General features: G+C 43.5%; 15 protein-coding genes. All 15 read right to left on the bottom strand.

Annotated features, from left to right (window positions below; translation table 11 throughout):
• Positions 1–2: 2 nt before the first annotated feature.
• Positions 3–611: a CDP-alcohol phosphatidyltransferase family protein gene (locus J5X96_RS08700; RefSeq protein WP_209363130.1), complete on the bottom strand. Its 609-nt coding sequence runs from the start codon at positions 609–611 to the stop codon at positions 3–5.
• A 17-nt stretch (positions 612–628) separates the two neighbouring features.
• Positions 629–2,491, bottom strand: a complete 1,863-nt coding sequence (locus tag J5X96_RS08695) for an SLC13 family permease (RefSeq protein WP_209363128.1) — start codon at positions 2,489–2,491, stop codon at positions 629–631.
• A gap of 38 nt (positions 2,492–2,529) precedes the next feature.
• Positions 2,530–3,129: a ribonuclease HII gene (gene rnhB, locus J5X96_RS08690; RefSeq protein ID WP_209363126.1), complete on the bottom strand. Its 600-nt coding sequence runs from the start codon at positions 3,127–3,129 to the stop codon at positions 2,530–2,532.
• Positions 3,122–4,306, bottom strand: coding sequence for a lipid-A-disaccharide synthase (gene lpxB, locus J5X96_RS08685; RefSeq protein ID WP_209363124.1), 1,185 nt, complete (start codon positions 4,304–4,306; stop codon positions 3,122–3,124). Before lpxB ends, rnhB begins: the two co-directional genes overlap by 8 nt.
• 79 nt (positions 4,307–4,385) lie before the next feature.
• Positions 4,386–5,174 (bottom strand): acyl-ACP--UDP-N-acetylglucosamine O-acyltransferase, encoded by a 789-nt coding sequence (gene lpxA, locus J5X96_RS08680; RefSeq protein WP_006716881.1) that lies wholly within the window; start codon positions 5,172–5,174, stop codon positions 4,386–4,388.
• Between the two features lie 19 nt (positions 5,175–5,193).
• The gene (fabZ, locus tag J5X96_RS08675; RefSeq protein ID WP_209364803.1) at positions 5,194–5,604 is read right to left on the bottom strand and encodes a 3-hydroxyacyl-ACP dehydratase FabZ; all 411 of its coding nucleotides are present in this window, start codon (positions 5,602–5,604) and stop codon (positions 5,194–5,196) included.
• Positions 5,605–5,733: 129 nt separating this feature from the next.
• Positions 5,734–6,765, bottom strand: a complete 1,032-nt coding sequence (gene lpxD / locus J5X96_RS08670) for a UDP-3-O-(3-hydroxymyristoyl)glucosamine N-acyltransferase (RefSeq protein WP_209363116.1) — start codon at positions 6,763–6,765, stop codon at positions 5,734–5,736.
• Positions 6,765–7,352: an OmpH family outer membrane protein gene (locus tag J5X96_RS08665; protein ID WP_209363114.1), complete on the bottom strand. Its 588-nt coding sequence runs from the start codon at positions 7,350–7,352 to the stop codon at positions 6,765–6,767. The genes lpxD and J5X96_RS08665 overlap by 1 nt, the downstream gene beginning before the upstream one ends.
• 104 nt (positions 7,353–7,456) lie before the next feature.
• On the bottom strand, positions 7,457–9,862 hold the full coding sequence (gene bamA, locus J5X96_RS08660) for an outer membrane protein assembly factor BamA (RefSeq protein ID WP_209363113.1): 2,406 nt from the start codon (positions 9,860–9,862) through the stop codon (positions 7,457–7,459).
• A gap of 34 nt (positions 9,863–9,896) precedes the next feature.
• Complete coding sequence (rseP, locus tag J5X96_RS08655; RefSeq protein WP_209363111.1) at positions 9,897–11,228, bottom strand: sigma E protease regulator RseP; 1,332 nt, start codon at positions 11,226–11,228, stop codon at positions 9,897–9,899.
• 10 nt (positions 11,229–11,238) lie between these two features.
• Positions 11,239–12,108, bottom strand: coding sequence for a phosphatidate cytidylyltransferase (locus J5X96_RS08650; RefSeq protein ID WP_021615689.1), 870 nt, complete (start codon positions 12,106–12,108; stop codon positions 11,239–11,241).
• Between the two features lie 14 nt (positions 12,109–12,122).
• Positions 12,123–12,842, bottom strand: a complete 720-nt coding sequence (gene uppS, locus J5X96_RS08645; RefSeq protein WP_209363109.1) for a polyprenyl diphosphate synthase — start codon at positions 12,840–12,842, stop codon at positions 12,123–12,125.
• A gap of 22 nt (positions 12,843–12,864) precedes the next feature.
• Entirely contained in the window at positions 12,865–14,070 is a 1,206-nt protein-coding gene (gene ispC / locus J5X96_RS08640) for a 1-deoxy-D-xylulose-5-phosphate reductoisomerase (RefSeq protein ID WP_245193462.1), read from the bottom strand.
• A 110-nt stretch (positions 14,071–14,180) separates the two neighbouring features.
• Positions 14,181–14,738: a ribosome recycling factor gene (gene frr, locus J5X96_RS08635; protein WP_006716863.1), complete on the bottom strand. Its 558-nt coding sequence runs from the start codon at positions 14,736–14,738 to the stop codon at positions 14,181–14,183.
• A gap of 38 nt (positions 14,739–14,776) precedes the next feature.
• Positions 14,777–15,499, bottom strand: a complete 723-nt coding sequence (pyrH, locus tag J5X96_RS08630) for a UMP kinase (protein ID WP_209363101.1) — start codon at positions 15,497–15,499, stop codon at positions 14,777–14,779.
• Between the last annotated feature and the right edge of the window lie 36 nt (positions 15,500–15,535).

The raw sequence follows: 15,535 nt of genomic DNA, 5'->3' as shown, positions 1-15,535 counted from the left end.
TCCTATTTATTACCCACTTCAGCTAAGCCAGACTTCACACGTTTGACACAGGTGACAATTAACAGAATGATGGCAACCCAAAGCAGCCAATAGAGAAAATCCGGCAAAGTAGGGACAAAAACATAAACCAAGCCCAATACACCGAACAAAAATGCCCGATCACTTTTGCCTAACGGGCCATCATAACGACGCGTTTTTCCTTGCACTTGCCCGAGCACACCACAAAATTCCGTCAATGCCGACAACCAAATGATCAAGCCGATTTGTAACGAATCAAAAGGATGGACAAAAGCAAAAGGCAAATATAATGCAGCGTCAGACACGACATCGGTGATTTCATTTAGGTATCCGCCCAAACGAGATTTTTGGTTAAATTCACGCGCCAACATACCATCAATGGCATTAAGTGCCATGCGCACGAACAACCAAATAGGAATCAAAATAAAAAGCCAGTGATAGCCGGAAAGTGCGGTCAAAATTAACCCTAAAATGACAGAAATGGCACACGCGGTTAAGGTGACTTGATTGGCAGTCACACCACGTTGTTCCAGCCTTATCACGAGAGGCCGTAATAGATTTTGGAATTTGGGTTTCAGATCATAAATGCTCATCACATTCTCCTTAAATCTTAAAAAGGAAAGAGTAAAGGAATAAGAAACACGCTCACCAACATGACTAAAAGAGTGAACGGCACACCGACTTTGACAAAATCGGCAAATTTATAACCACCGGGGCCGAAAACCATGGTATTCACCGGTGAAGATACCGGCGTCATGAACGCAGCTGAAGCAGCGATGGCCACCACCATCGCAAATGGCATCGGGGATAAATTGAGTTGGTGCGCCATCGTAATGGCAATCGGTGCGATCAAAATTGCGGTAGCCGTGTTAGAAATGAATAAACCGACAACGGCAGTGAGAATAAATAGGCTAATTAAAATCCAATGCTTACCCATGCCGCCCACTAAATTCAGCATTAACTCGACAATTACCGATACCCCGCCGGTTTTCTGTAAAGCCAACGAAAATGGCATCATCCCGACAATCAGCACAAGGCTTGACCAGTGAATTGAATCATAGGCGCTTTTGCTATCCACGCAACGGAAGTAGCCTATCATTAAGCAAGCAATGAGAGCAGCCACCACATTTGGCACGACACGGGTTACCATCAGCACCACCATCACTAAAATGCTCAATAAGGCATAAGGTGCTTGGCTTTGCGCCGGCACCGCACGGGTGATTTCACTTGGGTAATTCAACACAAAAAAATCTTTGCTGTGGCTACGCATTTGCTGGATGAGTTTCCAGTCGCCAATCACCAGCAATAAATCCCCTGCTTTATAGGGGGTTTCGACAAAATGCCCACCAAGTACTTCACCGTCACGCTTAATGCCCACAACGTTCAAGCCGTATTTGGAACGGAAAGCTAGTTCTTCAGTCGATTTTCCGATACAGTCGGAATCCGGCACTAAAATCAATTCCGCCATGCCAATCGAACTGGCTTGTTCCGAAAAAAACTGCGCACGAATTTCCGCCCGCTCTAAATGATATTCCTGACAAAAGGTTCTCAAATTAAATTCAGGATCGCTGCTATCCATTAATAAAATGTCTTTCTCACGGACTTCTGAGGAACCAAGCGCAGCAATAAATATCGGGCGAAAACGCTTCCAACGCTCAATTGCTAACACGTTCAAACCAAATTTAGAGCGTAAATGTAATTCATCCAGATTTTTACCAATAAGCGGTGAACCTTTTCTTACCACAAAACGCTGCGTGCGTTGTTGCAAACCATATTCATGAATCAAATCACTCATGGAACGTTTATCCATGCTGTTGGTTTCATTTTCTTTATCGGACTTTAACCAACGACGGGCAACCAGCATATAGCCGATCCCCATAAACAAAATCACCAAGCCAATAGGCGTAAAATCGAAGAATTTCAAACGCATATCCGTTTCGCGTACCAACTCGGCATTCACCACTAAGTTGGGCGCTGTCGCAATCAAAGTCAACATGCCGCTGATAAGCCCGGCAACGCTCAGTGGCATCATCAAACGTTTCGGAGAGATATTCATTTGGCTGCAAATCATCAGTACCACGGGAATGAAAATAGCAACAACCCCCGTGGAACTCATGAAAGCGCCTAACCCTGCCACGGCTAACATCATGAAAACCAATACACGTGCTTCACTGTTATGAGAAGCTTTTAACAGCCATTCGCTCACTTGATACGCCACACCGGTGCGAACCAAACCTTCCCCAACAATGAACAATAAGGCAATTAGAATAATATTGGGGTCACTAAAACCGGCAAACACTTCTTGTACGGTTAAAATGCCACTGAGGCTGAACGCCAACATCACCAAAATAGCGACGACGTCCATGCGAATGCGGTTACGAATGAAGAGAATCACGGAAGCAATGAGCAACAACAGCACCCATACCCAAGGTTCCGGACGGAAAGAATCAACTAAGCTGGTGAATTGGTTCATGGCGCCCTCCGTGCTCAAGTGTGCAAATACAGGTTAAATTATAGCGATTCTAATAATTTTTTAACAGGCGCAAAACTACGGCGATACTGTGGTAAAAGGCCAAATTCGGCGATTTTTTCCAAATGCAATTTCGTTGGGTAGCCTTTGTGTTGCGCAAAGGCATATTGCGGATATTGTTGATCCAATTCCAACATTTCCTGATCCCGTGCGACTTTTGCCAAAATAGACGCCGCGCTAATTTCCGCCACTAAAGCATCCCCTTTAACAACGGCTTGGGCCGGTATCGACAAATTCGGCGGAATCCGATTACCATCCACCAACACGAAGTGCGGTTGAATTTTCAAGTGTTTTACCGCCCGTTCCATAGCAAGCATGGAAGCATGCAAAATATTCAACTCGTCAATCTCATGTGGTTCCGCTCGCCCAAGCGCCCACGCCAGTGCTTTTTGCTTAATTTCTTCCGCCAACAATACACGTTTTTTTTCCGACAGTTTTTTAGAATCGGCAAGTCCCTCAATAGGCTTATTCGGATCCAAAATCACTGCTGCCGTCACCACGGCACCGACTAACGGCCCGCGTCCTACTTCATCTACACCGGCAATGAGTTCATAGCCCTGTGGGTACACAAACTTATCCATGAGATGGCTCCAATAAATCAATCACTGCTTGTGCGGCTTGCTGATCGGCATTGCATTGGATCCTTTGGTGTAACTCAGCAAAACGCTGTAATAAAACGTGGCGATTTTGCACCGCACTTTTATCCTCACTTAAATACAGGGACAATTTTTCTGCCAACTTCGTCGGATTGCAGTCTTCTTGAATCAATTCGGGCACTAACATTTCGTCTGCCAGCAAATTAGGTAAAGAAACGTACTTAGTTTTCACCAAGCGTTTGGCTAAGAAATAGGTGAAAGGCTTCATGCGATACCCCACTACCATCGGGGATTTACATAACATGGCCTCTAACGCTGCTGTGCCGGAAGCGAGCAAGGTTGCCTCGGCTGTAATCATTGCGGCACGCGCATTGCCATCCAATAAAATCATGTCCAATTCCGGCGCAACGCGTTGTTTGATTTGTTCAAATTGCTGACGACGTTTTTGATTAATTAACGGCACAAGAAATTTAACGTCCGGATAACGTTGATGTAGCAGTTGCGCAGTTTGTAAGAAAGGTTCACTCAGAAATTCCACCTCTGAACCACGACTCCCCACCAGCATCGCCACATAACGCTGCGCAGGCTCTAAATTCAATAATTGGCAGGCTTCATCACGATTCGGTTTCAACGGAATAGCATCTGCCATGGTGTGACCAATAAAACGACAAGGCACATTGAAACGATCATAAAAGGTTTTTTCAAAAGGCAAAAAGGCAAGCACCAAATTGGTTGCAGCAGCGATTTTATACACACGTTTCTGACGCCACGCCCACACGGATGGACTCACATAATGAATGGTCTTAATGCCCTGCTGTTTGAGTTTCAGTTCTACGTCTAAGTTAAAATCCGGCGCATCAATGCCAATGAAAACATCCGGTTTTAATGCCGATAATTGCTTGATGATGCTACGGCGGATTTTGAGTAAGCGCGGCAGATGTTTCAACACCTCCACCAAACCCATCACGGATAATTCATCCATATCAAACAGGGTTTCAAATCCTTCAGCAATCATGCGTTCGCCACCAATACCGATAAATTTGGCATGCGGATAACGCGCTTTAAGGGCGTGAATTAAACCTGCTCCGAGAATATCACCGGATACCTCGCCGGCGATGATCGCGATAGTGGGAGAATCCTTGATAGAAAGTGAATTTAGCATAGTAAAAACTCTGAAAAAAACGACCGCTCTTTTGGTCATGAAAAAGAGCGGTCGGCAATGGATGAATTGATTAAAAGAGTTAACGGATAATGCCGCGAGTAGAACGTTTAAAGAAATCCAAGAAGAAACTGATCGCCGATTCAGTTGCGGCAATTTGTTCAATTTCCGGCATCACTTCATCTAATGTTTTACCGCTACGATAAATCATTTTGTAAACGTTACGAATCGCATGCATTGTCGGTTTATCAAAACCGCGACGTTTTAACCCTTCGATGTTGACACCAAACGGTTGAGCATGGTTGCCTTGCGCCATGACATAGGGCGGCACATCTTGGCTGACCATGGAACCGCCGCCCAACATTACATGAGCACCTACGACAACGAATTGGTGAATCGCCGACATTCCGCCGACGATAACGAAATCGTCCAATTCCACGTGTCCGGCAAGGGTCGCGTTATTGGCTAAAATACAGCGGTTTTTAATCACGCAGTCATGTGCAATATGGACGTTAATCATGAATAAGTTGTCATCACCGATTTTCGTCACACCGCCACCTTGTACGGTACCACGATGAATGGTAACACTTTCACGAATACGGTTACGGTTACCGATCACAACGCGTGTCGGCTCACCCTGATATTTAAGATCTTGGTTCACCTCACCGATGCTGGCAAATTGATAAATTTCATTATCTTCGCCGATTCGTGTATGCCCATTAATCACAACATGGGAGTGGACGACGGTGCCTTTGCCGATCTCAACATCTTTGCCGATGATGGTAAACGGGCCGATAACCACGTTCTCACCAATTTTTGCACCTTCTTCAACAATGGCCTGCGGATGAACTTTGGCTGTTGGGTGAATCATATTTATCCCCTTGTCTGAATTATGCTGCGCGACGAGCACACATTAGTTTCGCTTCACAGGCCACTTCACCATCAACGGTTGCTGTAGCGGTAAAAGCGGTAATACCACGGCGTTCTTTAATCACTTCAACGTGCAATACCATTTGATCGCCCGGAACAATCGGACGCTTAAAGCGAGCTTCATCAACACCAGCGAAATAGAAAATCTCACCACCGGCTAACTCATGGGTTTTGAAAGCTAAGATGCCCATAGCCTGCGCCATGGCTTCAAGAATTAACACGCCCGGTAAAATGGGATTTCCCGGGAAATGACCGGTAAAACAAGGCTCATTCACACTGATATTTTTAATCGCAGTCAACCATTTGCCTTCTTCAAAATTAAGCACTCGATCCACTAACAAAAAAGGATAGCGGTGTGGCAATAATTGCATGATTTCATGAGATTCGATAATTCTTGAAGTTTGTTCAGTCACGGGATTACCTTTTAATATTAAATAAGAGACAAAAATACACGTTAGATTATACGTGATTTAACGCATCAACACAAAATGAACGAAACGTCACTCATCTGATTTAAGCTTTTTCTCAAGGGCCTTAATGCGTTTATTTAAACCATCAATGCCAAGCGTCAATGCCGCTGTTTTGCGCCATTCTTTATTGGTTTGGAGCGGAATACCGGAAGAATACACACCCGGTTCGGTAATCGGACGCATGACCATTCCCATGCCGGTGACTGTCACTTGATCACAGATTTCCATATGCCCGTTAATCACGCTCGCACCGCCAATTAAACAATAACGTCCCACGGTTAAGCTGCCTGCCATAATCACCCCGCCGGCAACCGCGGTCCCCGTGCCGATATGCACGTTATGGGCAATCTGACAAAGATTATCGATAATCACGTTATCTTCAATCACGGTTGCATCTAATGCGCCACGGTCAATACAGGTACAAGCGCCAATTTCCACGTGATTGCCGATAATCACTTGTCCTACTTGCGGGATCTTAATCCATTTACCGCGTTCATTGGCATAACCAAAGCCATCACTCCCAATGACTGCGCCGGATTGAATTAGGCAGTGTTCACCAATTTCGACCTCATGATATACGGACACATTCGCCCAAAGTTGGGTGTGCGCGCCAATTTTGGTATTTTTTCCAATGAAGCAATTTGCGCCAATTACCACGTTATCACCCAGCACAACGCCGGATTCAATGACACTGTTTGCACCGATAGAGACATTTTCACCTAACAAAACATCGTCAGAAATAACCGCACTTTTTGCGATTCCGCTTGCCGCTTTTGGGGTGGTATCCATATATTGCGCTAATTTTGCATAGGCAACATAAGGATCTTTCACGATCAACAAATTACTTTCCGATGAACAAAATTCCACATCTGCTTCGGATACCACCAAAATACCGGCCTTTGAATGTGCCAGTTTTTCACGGAATTTGGGATTAGAAATGAATGTTAGCTGATGTTCATCCGCTTTATCTAAGGGAGCGATATTACTCACAACAACATCGGCGTTACCATGAATGGTAGCGCCGATTTGTTGTGCTAATTCTGAAAGAGAATAGGATCTCATTATTTAGCCTTCGCAGCTGCTGCGGAAATCGCTTTTAGAACATCATCACTGATATTTTTACCGTCTGCCGCAAAGACAACGGAACGATCATCTAATACGATGGTGTAGTGTTTTTCTTTTGCCACGGTGTTAGTTGCGGCTTGAATGCTTTCAACCAATTTAGAGGTTTCTTGGTTTTCGCGTTTTGCATAGTTATCTTGATAGATACGAACTTGTTGATCGTGTTCTGCCACTAACTTATTGATTGTCGCTTGTTCGGTGCTGGCGAATTTATTAATTTCATCTTCACGTTTTTTGATGTCGGCAGCGCGCAATTTCGGTGCATCTTTTTGTAATGCAGCGACTTTTGCTTCTACTTTTTTCTGTACATCCGCAATTCTTGCATCGACCTTTTTCTTGTTTTCTGTCAATTGTTCCACAGTCGCTTTAAATTCTGTTTCTAATTTTGCTGCGATTGCTTTACGTTCAGGGTGATTTTGGAAGAGATAATCTGCACTCACAAATGCAATATTTTCTTCTGTCATGGCTAAACGAGAAGTGAAAATTAAGATGGCTGAAATAAGAACAAGTTTGATGACTTTTTTCATGAGTAAAATTTCCTTTTTTATAGATTAAAAAAATTAATTTGTGCCAATGCAACATTGGCACAAACAAGTGATTAGAGTTTATTAATTAACTTAAGTTCATTAAATTAGAATGAACCACCGACATTAAATTGGAATTGTTCAATGTCATCATTTTCGTATTTCTTAATCGGTTTAGCATAAGAGAAGATTAGCGGACCGATTGGTGATTGCCATTGGAAGGCAATACCGGCAGAAGAACGAATACGTGACGGATCGCCATAATCAGGTAGTTTGGTACTTAAGTGAGCAAATTGATTTTTCTCAGCTTTCCAATGCGTATCCCATACACTTGCGGCATCAATAAATAATGATGTGCGCACGGAGTTTTGGCTTTTTTCCGAAACAAAAGGTGTTGGCATGATCAATTCTACACTGGCAGATGTCATTGCATTACCTCCAACGATATCGCCGTTAAGTAGGCTATAACACTCGGATTTGGTGGTTACGCTAGCCGGGTTACAAGCGCGTGGATTGATATAAATCGCTTGTGGACCTACTGCACCGTAAGCAAAACCACGTAAACTACCGATACCACCTGCCGTATAGGTTTGATAGAACGGTAAACGTTTACCGCTTAAGCCATTAGCATAGGATGCCCCTAAACGACCGGATAATACCCAAGTTTGATCGCGATTTAGCGGATAGAATCCTTGAACGTCTGCATTGAGTTTATAGTATTTATTGTCAGCACCAGGAATGGTCACTCTTCCGCCAAAGGTGGCTTTGACCCCTTCGGTCGGCAAGAAACCACGATTTAAGCTGTTGTAGTTCCAACCGAAAGAAAAATCATAGTCATGGGAGCGGAATGCCCAGTTATCATAATTCATTGAGGCTAGGTAGAGCGCGCGGCTATATTCCGGCGTAATGTTTTTCAATTTATTATAAACATAGCCTAAACCCACATAATAGGAGTTATTTTCATTCACTGGGAAACCTAAGGTGACATTGCCACCGTAAGTTGTTCTTGTATAAGCAGCGGAATTACTATTTTTTGAGTTGTCATAGTTTTCAAAGAAGACATTTCCACCCAAGCTCACGCCGTCTTTCGTGAAATACGGTTCGGTATAACCTAAGTTAACACTGGTTCCGTAGTCATTGCGGGAACCGGCAAGACTTAAGGATGATCCCATACCAAGGAAGTTCTCTTGTTTAATGCTGGCTTGATAGCTTAAACCGCTTTCCGTACCATAACCAACCCCGAAGTTAATGCTACCGGTGTTACGCTCTTTGACTTTGTACACCACATCCACTTCATCACTGCTGCCTTCAACCGGTTCGGTACGGCTTTCTACGGTTTCAAAAAATCCGGTACGATCTAACCGCACTTTACCGAGTTCGATTAAGTCGGTGGATAACCAACTGCCTTCTTGTTGACGCATTTCTTGGCGTAATGTGCTATCGGCAGTGACAGTATTTCCTTCAAAACGGATTTGGCGCACAGAATAACGTTTGCCGGCATCAACAACGAAACTTAAATTAACGCTTTTATCTTGATCGTCAAAATCCGGCTGTACACTCACTTGGGCACTACCATAGCCTTTTTCACCTAAAATAGATTTAATGCTGTTTTCAACAGCGTGTACATCACTGCCACGGAAATATTGATCAAGGTGAATTTGATTTAATGTTGGTGCCAACTGATCTTTCATACCGCCTAAATCACCGAGAATACGCGCGTTTTTCACCGTGTATTTATCACCTTCAGAAATATTAATGGTGACACGGGCTTCTGTTTTCTTATCATTTAACTGTACGTCGGTGCCGGTGACTTTCGCTTTGGCATAGCCATGGTCAAAATAATAGTTTTGAATGGCTTCGAGATCTTTGTTGAATTGGCTCGGATCAAATTTATTACCGAAAAGCTTCCACCACGCATCCGGTTGTAATTCCATTTGATCTTGCAGTTTGCTTTTACTAAAAACGTGGTTGCCGACAAAATTGAGCTCTTTAAGCAACGCCACATCGTTTTCTTTAATTTGCAATTTAATTTCGGAACGATGATTCGGTAGCGGATTGACAATCGTATTCACTTGCGCATTATAACGACCAACACTGTGATAGTGATCTTCTAATGTTGCACGGAATGTTTCTAATTTTTCACGATTTAATAGCTCCCCTTTTTGGAAGCCGTTAGCATCTAAATTTTGTTTTAGTGCTTCATCCGGAATGGTTTTATTTCCTTCTAAAATTACATCGGAAATAATGGATTTCGGTATGACTGAAATGACAAGCGTATTGCCTTGTTGAGAAGCGCGAACATCATCATATTGACCACTTAAGAAAAGCGTACGTACGACATCGGCAATGTTGGCATCGTTGATTTTTTGCCCAACCTGTACCGGTAAACTGGCGATAATACTGTTTTCAGTAGTGGATTGAACGCCATCAACACGAATATCTTGTACGACAAAGGTGCCGGCTAAAACACTCGTCGAACCAAATAAGAGGCTTGCAATTAAGAGTTTTTTCATCGTAAATTTTATCCTGTATAAAATACGTAATTAGTTATAAACGTAAAAAATCATTAATTAGTCCAAGTCCCATTAACATCAATAACAAGACAGCACCAATTCGATAACTCACATTCTGCACATGCTCGGAAACTGGTTTTCCTTTCAACGCTTCCATCACCAAAAAGACAAGATGCCCCCCATCCAGGACTGGCAATGGAAATAAATTCATAATGCCCAAATTAACACTAATTAATGCCATAAAACTCAGGTAATAAATCAGGCCAATTTCAGAAGAGGCACCTGCCCCTTTGGCAATGGAAATTGGACCGCCTAAGTTATTCAAAGACAAATTGCCGGTGATTAATTTCCCAATGACTTTAATCGTTAACCAAGAGAGTTGAAAGGTCTTTTCTACCCCTTTTTGTAAGGCTTCAAGCATATCATACTTTAATTCAGTACGATATTCATTAGCCAAGGGATAAAAAGTCGGGGAAATTCCCACAAACCAGCGTTTTTTTTCATTGAGTTCTGGTGTAAGTGTTTTATCAAACCACACACCATCACGTTCTACTTTTAGAGTTAATGGCTTTCCTTCTTGAACCTTTTCTAGAAACGTATGCCACTCAATTTTACTGTTATCCGACCAGTAGAGTTTATCGCCTTTTCGCAATCCTTCTTTTTCTGCCGGTGAATTTTCAGTAATCTTAGAGAGTATCATATCCACTTTACTTCTCACCGGTACAATACCGAGGGATCCGAACGCACTTTGTTTCTCAGGATCAAACGTCCAGTTGGATAAATCTAACGTTCTATGCTGTTCAATGTTAGAACCAAATTCCACTAATGTCAGATCAACTTTGCTTTCCCCTAACTTGGTGGCTAACAACATATTAATGGTTTCCCAATCAGGGGTTGAAACGCCATCAATTTCCGTAATTTGAGTGTTCGGCTGTATTTTCGCCATTGCAGCAATCGATTGGGGGCGAACTTCATCGATTACCGGCTTAATACTCGGAATGCCAATGGAATAAACGAGAAAATAAGCAAAAATCGCAAACAAGAAATTCGCAAGCGGACCGGCGGCAATAATAAATGCGCGCTGAGCGACCGTTTTATAATCAAAGGCCTGTGATTTTAAGGTCTCAGGCACCTCCTCATTGCGTCCATCCAGCATTTTGACATAGCCCCCTAGAGGAATGGCCGACACGGCAAATTCTGTCCCTTGTTTATCGGTACGCGACCAAATGACTTTGCCAAAACCAATAGAAAAACGATGGACTTTTACACCGCACTTTCGTGCCGCCCAGAAATGGCCATATTCATGCACCGTCACTAAAACGGCAATCACAATCAAAAATGAAACGGTTGACCACAAAAATGACATATCGCCAATCCTATAAGACAAAGAAATAGAAGTAGGCAAAGAATGGAACGGCAGCGGTTAAGCTGTCAATGCGATCCAAAATGCCGCCATGCCCCGGAATTAAATGACTGCTATCTTTGATACCGCTTTGGCGTTTAAACATACTTTCCGTTAAATCGCCTAAAATAGAAATGGCAACGGTTGCCACTGACAAAGCAATAAAGGCTTCAGATGAGACATTCGCAGTCAAACGTTGTTGTGCTATATTCACAAAAATGGCTGCAACAATGCCTGCCATCACTAAACCGCCAATCGCCCCTTGCCAAGATTTTCCCGGAGAAACTTTTGGTGCCAGTTTGTGTTTACCAAATTTACGACCGACAAAATAAGCACCGGAATCTGCCACCCAAACCAAAACAAACACATACAACAACAGCATAATGCCGTGATAAGGCGCTGCCACATAATGATCTAAACGTAGTAATAATACGCCAATTAAAAATGGAATAAGGGTAAAGAAACAGAAAAAGAATTGTAAAACGGAATGCTTTCCCCAAACGGCACTACTTTTCGGGTAGGTCACTACAAAAAATAAGGCCACCAGCCACCAAATAACTGCGCCTAATAAAATCGGCTGCGCATACAGTTCAAATACCCGGCCGGCATCTAAATAATTGCCTTCCCCATAGATCCAGAGGAATAAAAAGGCAGCACTTAAACCTGTGATGGCATAGCGCCAAAAGGTTGGTTGTTTGAAATTAAAGAACTGGGTCCATTCCCAAACACCTAATACCACAACAACGCCCAAGGCGAGAGCAAAATAATAAGGTGAGAATAAAAATAACGCCGTAAAGACAAGGGCAATTAACACAATTGCCGAAATAACTCGTTGTTTAAGCACAATATATTCCTCAATTATTCGGTTCCGCCAAAACGGCGATGACGTTGTTGATAAGATAAAATCGCCTGATGAAACTCAGCTTCATTAAAATCCGGCCACAGTACATCAGAAAAATATAGCTCTGCGTAGGCTGTTTGCCACAATAAGAAATTGCTAATGCGTTGTTCACCGCTGGTACGAATCAATAAATCCACTTCAGGCTCATCTTTCGTCACCAAATGTTGTTGCAATAAAGCTTCATTAATGTCTGCGACGTTGAGCTGTTGCGCTTGAACCTGTTCTGCCAACTGCTGTGCCGCTTGAACGATATCCCAGCGCCCGCCATAATTCGCGGCAATATTTAACGTAAGTGCGGTGTTATTTTCCGTTAATTTTTCCGCTTTTTTGATTTTTTCCTGCAAGCCAGCACTAAAGCGGGAAATGTCGCCTAAAATTTTCAAACGAATGTCATTTTTATGCAGTTTTTTCACTTCAAAATCAAGCGCTTGCATAAATAAATTCATCAATGCGCTCACTTCCTGCTCGGGGCGGTTCCAGTTTTCGCTACTAAACGCATATAAGGTTAAATATTTCACCCCAATTTTGCGAGCATAAGACACAGCTTCACGTACTGCCGCCACGCCGTTTTTATGTCCAAAAACGCGCATTTTTCCTTGTTGCTTTGCCCAACGCCCGTTGCCGTCCATAATAATGGCAACGTGTTGCGGAATATTATTCCGATCTAATTCTGTCATTATCCCTTCTCAATGCAAAATATCAGTGTGACCAATGTGCCAATTGTTGTCGTGCATATTCACGAGCAGCACGATCCACCTCCAGCACATCATCAATCTGTTTGATTTGTTGCGACGGCATTTGTTCCACGACAGCCTGATTCAGTTTGGCAATATCCGTAAATTTAATTTGGCGATCTAAAAAGGCTTGTACGGCCACTTCATTCGCCGCATTCATGGCAGTAGTCGCATACTGTCCTGCCGCAAAAGCTTCTATCGCCAGTTTCAAACAAGGATAACGTTGGTAATCCGGTGCTAAAAAAGTCAGCCCGTTTAATTGGTAAAAATCTAACGGAGCTACGCCGGAAAAAGTGCGGTGCGGATATGCCATGGTTTCCGCAATCGGTGTGCGCATATCAGGATTCCCCATTTGCGCAATAACGCTACCATCAATGTAGCGTACCATGGAGTGAATAATGGATTGCGGGTGAATAATCACTTCCATTTCATCGGCGGTCGCATTAAACAACCAACGGGCTTCAATATATTCCAACCCCTTGTTCATCATCGTTGCGGAATCCACAGAGATCTTCTTGCCCATAGACCAGTTAGGATGCGCCACTGCCTGTTCCGGTGTAATACCGTCAAATTCGCTTAAATCCGTATAACGGAAAGGCCCGCCGGAACCCGTCAACACAATTTTGCTGATACCCAAGTCTGCCAACGGGCAAAATCCGATGTGTTGTTGGGCCTGCGGAGGCAAAGATTGGAAAATCGCATTATGTTCGCTATCTACCGGCAATAACTGCGCGCCATAGCGTTTCACCGCATCAATAAAAATCTGGCCGCAAGTGACCAACGCTTCCTTATTTGCCAACAGAACTTTTTTGCCAGCTTTCACTGCTGACAACGTTGGCAACAATCCGGCTGCACCAACAATCGCTGCCGTGACCATGTCTGCATCAGGATGTGCGCTTAATTCGCAAATCGCTTGTTGGCCGGCTAACACTTGCGTCGGAAGCTGATGCGCAGCCACTTTCTCACGCAAATGTTTTGCTGCGCTTTCATTTGCCAAAGCAACAAAGTGCGGTCGAAATTTCACGCATTTTTCAAACATCGCATCCACATTGGAACCCCCGACGAAAGCAAACGCCTCATATTTTTCCGGATTGTGTTCAATCACCGAAAGGGTGCTATTACCGATGGAACCTGTCGCGCCAAGAATCACGACCTTTTGTTTTTTTTGCATAAAATTTCGACCGCACTTTGTCAATTTTTCGGGCAACATGAAAACCTCATCCGCCCATATAAGAAAAGACGCAGTAAGGCACTGCGTCTGATGTTAACCTGTTCTTATGATTAGAAATCGAGTAATTCTTTTTCTTTTTCCGCTAACACTTCATCGACTTTTTTGATGAATTTATCGGTAATTTGTTGAATCTCGGTTTCAGCTTTGTGCTGATCGTTTTCACTGATTTCTTTGTCTTTTAGCAAGGCTTTGATTTTATCGTTCGCATCACGGCGAACGTTACGAATCGCGACTTTGCCTTGCTCGCCTTCTGATTTCACAATTTTAATCAAATCACGGCGACGTTCTTCTGTTAACGGTGGAAGTGGCACGCGAATCGTTGTACCTGCAGAAGATGGGTTCAAGCCTAAGTCAGAGGTTAAAATGGCTTTTTCTACCGCTTGAATCAATGAACGATCAAACACAGTTACCGCTAAAGTACGGGCATCTTCTGCCACCACATTGGCTAATTGACGCAATGGTGTCGCAGAACCGTAATAATCCACTTGAATCGCATCCAACAAACTTGGTTGCGCACGGCCGGTACGAATTTTTGCAATATGGCCTTTTAACGCTTCAAGGCTTTTTTCCATGCGGTCTTGCGCATCTTTTTTAATGTCGTTAATCACGATAATTCCTTCTCTATTAAATAAATCAAACCGTTAAACTAGTCTTTTGCACAAATGAGTGTGCCTTCTTGCTCGCCGGTAATCACGCGACGTAGCGCCCCCGGTTTCCCCATATTGAACACGCGGATCGGCATACCGTGATCGCGAGCTAGGGTAAAGGCCGCTAAGTCCATGACTTGTAATTCTTTATCAATCACTTCAGCATAAGTAAGGTGCGGATAAAGCATGGCATTTGCATTTTTTGCCGGATCACAATCATATACACCATCCACTTTCGTTGCTTTTAACACGACATCCGCTTCAATTTCGATGCCACGTAAGCATGCGGCGGAATCCGTGGTAAAAAACGGACTGCCTGTACCACCGGAGAAAATCACAACGCGTTTTTCACGCAACATTTTGATCGCTTCAGACCAGTTGTAAGTGTCACAAATGCCGTTTAATTGAAATGCCGACATTAATTTTGCATTCACATCCGCACGGAAAAGCGAATCACGCATTGCCAAACCGTTCATGACGGTGGCAAGCATCCCCATATGGTCGCCGACCACACGGTTCATCCCTGCTTTGGCCAATTTAGCACCGCGGAATAAGTTGCCCCCGCCTAAGACGACACCCACTTCAACACCCATTTCAACCAGTTCTTTGATTTCTAACGCAACTCTATCAAGAATAGACGCATCAATGCCGAAACCCTCATCGCCTTGTAAGGCTTCTCCGCTGAGTTTTAACAAAATTCTTTTATAAATAGGTAGGCTCATCTTTTTTCCTTTTGTATTAGCAAAAAATCGGCTTAT

Origin of the sequence: Aggregatibacter sp. 2125159857 (assembly GCF_017798005.1) — a bacterium.
GTDB lineage: Bacteria > Pseudomonadota > Gammaproteobacteria > Enterobacterales > Pasteurellaceae > Aggregatibacter.
The sequence above is the reverse complement of the archived record's forward strand: the minus strand, read 5'-3'. Positions and strand labels throughout refer to the sequence as shown.

Coding starts and splice junctions, on each gene's coding strand:
- J5X96_RS08700 (WP_209363130.1), bottom strand. CDS start 611: ATGAGCATTTATGATCTGAAACCCAAATTCCAAAATCTATTACGGCCT.
- J5X96_RS08695 (WP_209363128.1), bottom strand. CDS start 2,491: ATGAACCAATTCACCAGCTTAGTTGATTCTTTCCGTCCGGAACCTTGG.
- rnhB (WP_209363126.1), bottom strand. CDS start 3,129: ATGGATAAGTTTGTGTACCCACAGGGCTATGAACTCATTGCCGGTGTA.
- lpxB (WP_209363124.1), bottom strand. CDS start 4,306: ATGCTAAATTCACTTTCTATCAAGGATTCTCCCACTATCGCGATCATC.
- lpxA (WP_006716881.1), bottom strand. CDS start 5,174: ATGATTCACCCAACAGCCAAAGTTCATCCGCAGGCCATTGTTGAAGAA.
- fabZ (WP_209364803.1), bottom strand. CDS start 5,604: ATGCAATTATTGCCACACCGCTATCCTTTTTTGTTAGTGGATCGAGTG.
- lpxD (WP_209363116.1), bottom strand. CDS start 6,765: ATGAGATCCTATTCTCTTTCAGAATTAGCACAACAAATCGGCGCTACC.
- J5X96_RS08665 (WP_209363114.1), bottom strand. CDS start 7,352: ATGAAAAAAGTCATCAAACTTGTTCTTATTTCAGCCATCTTAATTTTC.
- bamA (WP_209363113.1), bottom strand. CDS start 9,862: ATGAAAAAACTCTTAATTGCAAGCCTCTTATTTGGTTCGACGAGTGTT.
- rseP (WP_209363111.1), bottom strand. CDS start 11,228: ATGTCATTTTTGTGGTCAACCGTTTCATTTTTGATTGTGATTGCCGTT.
- uppS (WP_209363109.1), bottom strand. CDS start 12,842: ATGACAGAATTAGATCGGAATAATATTCCGCAACACGTTGCCATTATT.
- ispC (WP_245193462.1), bottom strand. CDS start 14,070: ATGCAAAAAAAACAAAAGGTCGTGATTCTTGGCGCGACAGGTTCCATC.
- pyrH (WP_209363101.1), bottom strand. CDS start 15,499: ATGAGCCTACCTATTTATAAAAGAATTTTGTTAAAACTCAGCGGAGAA.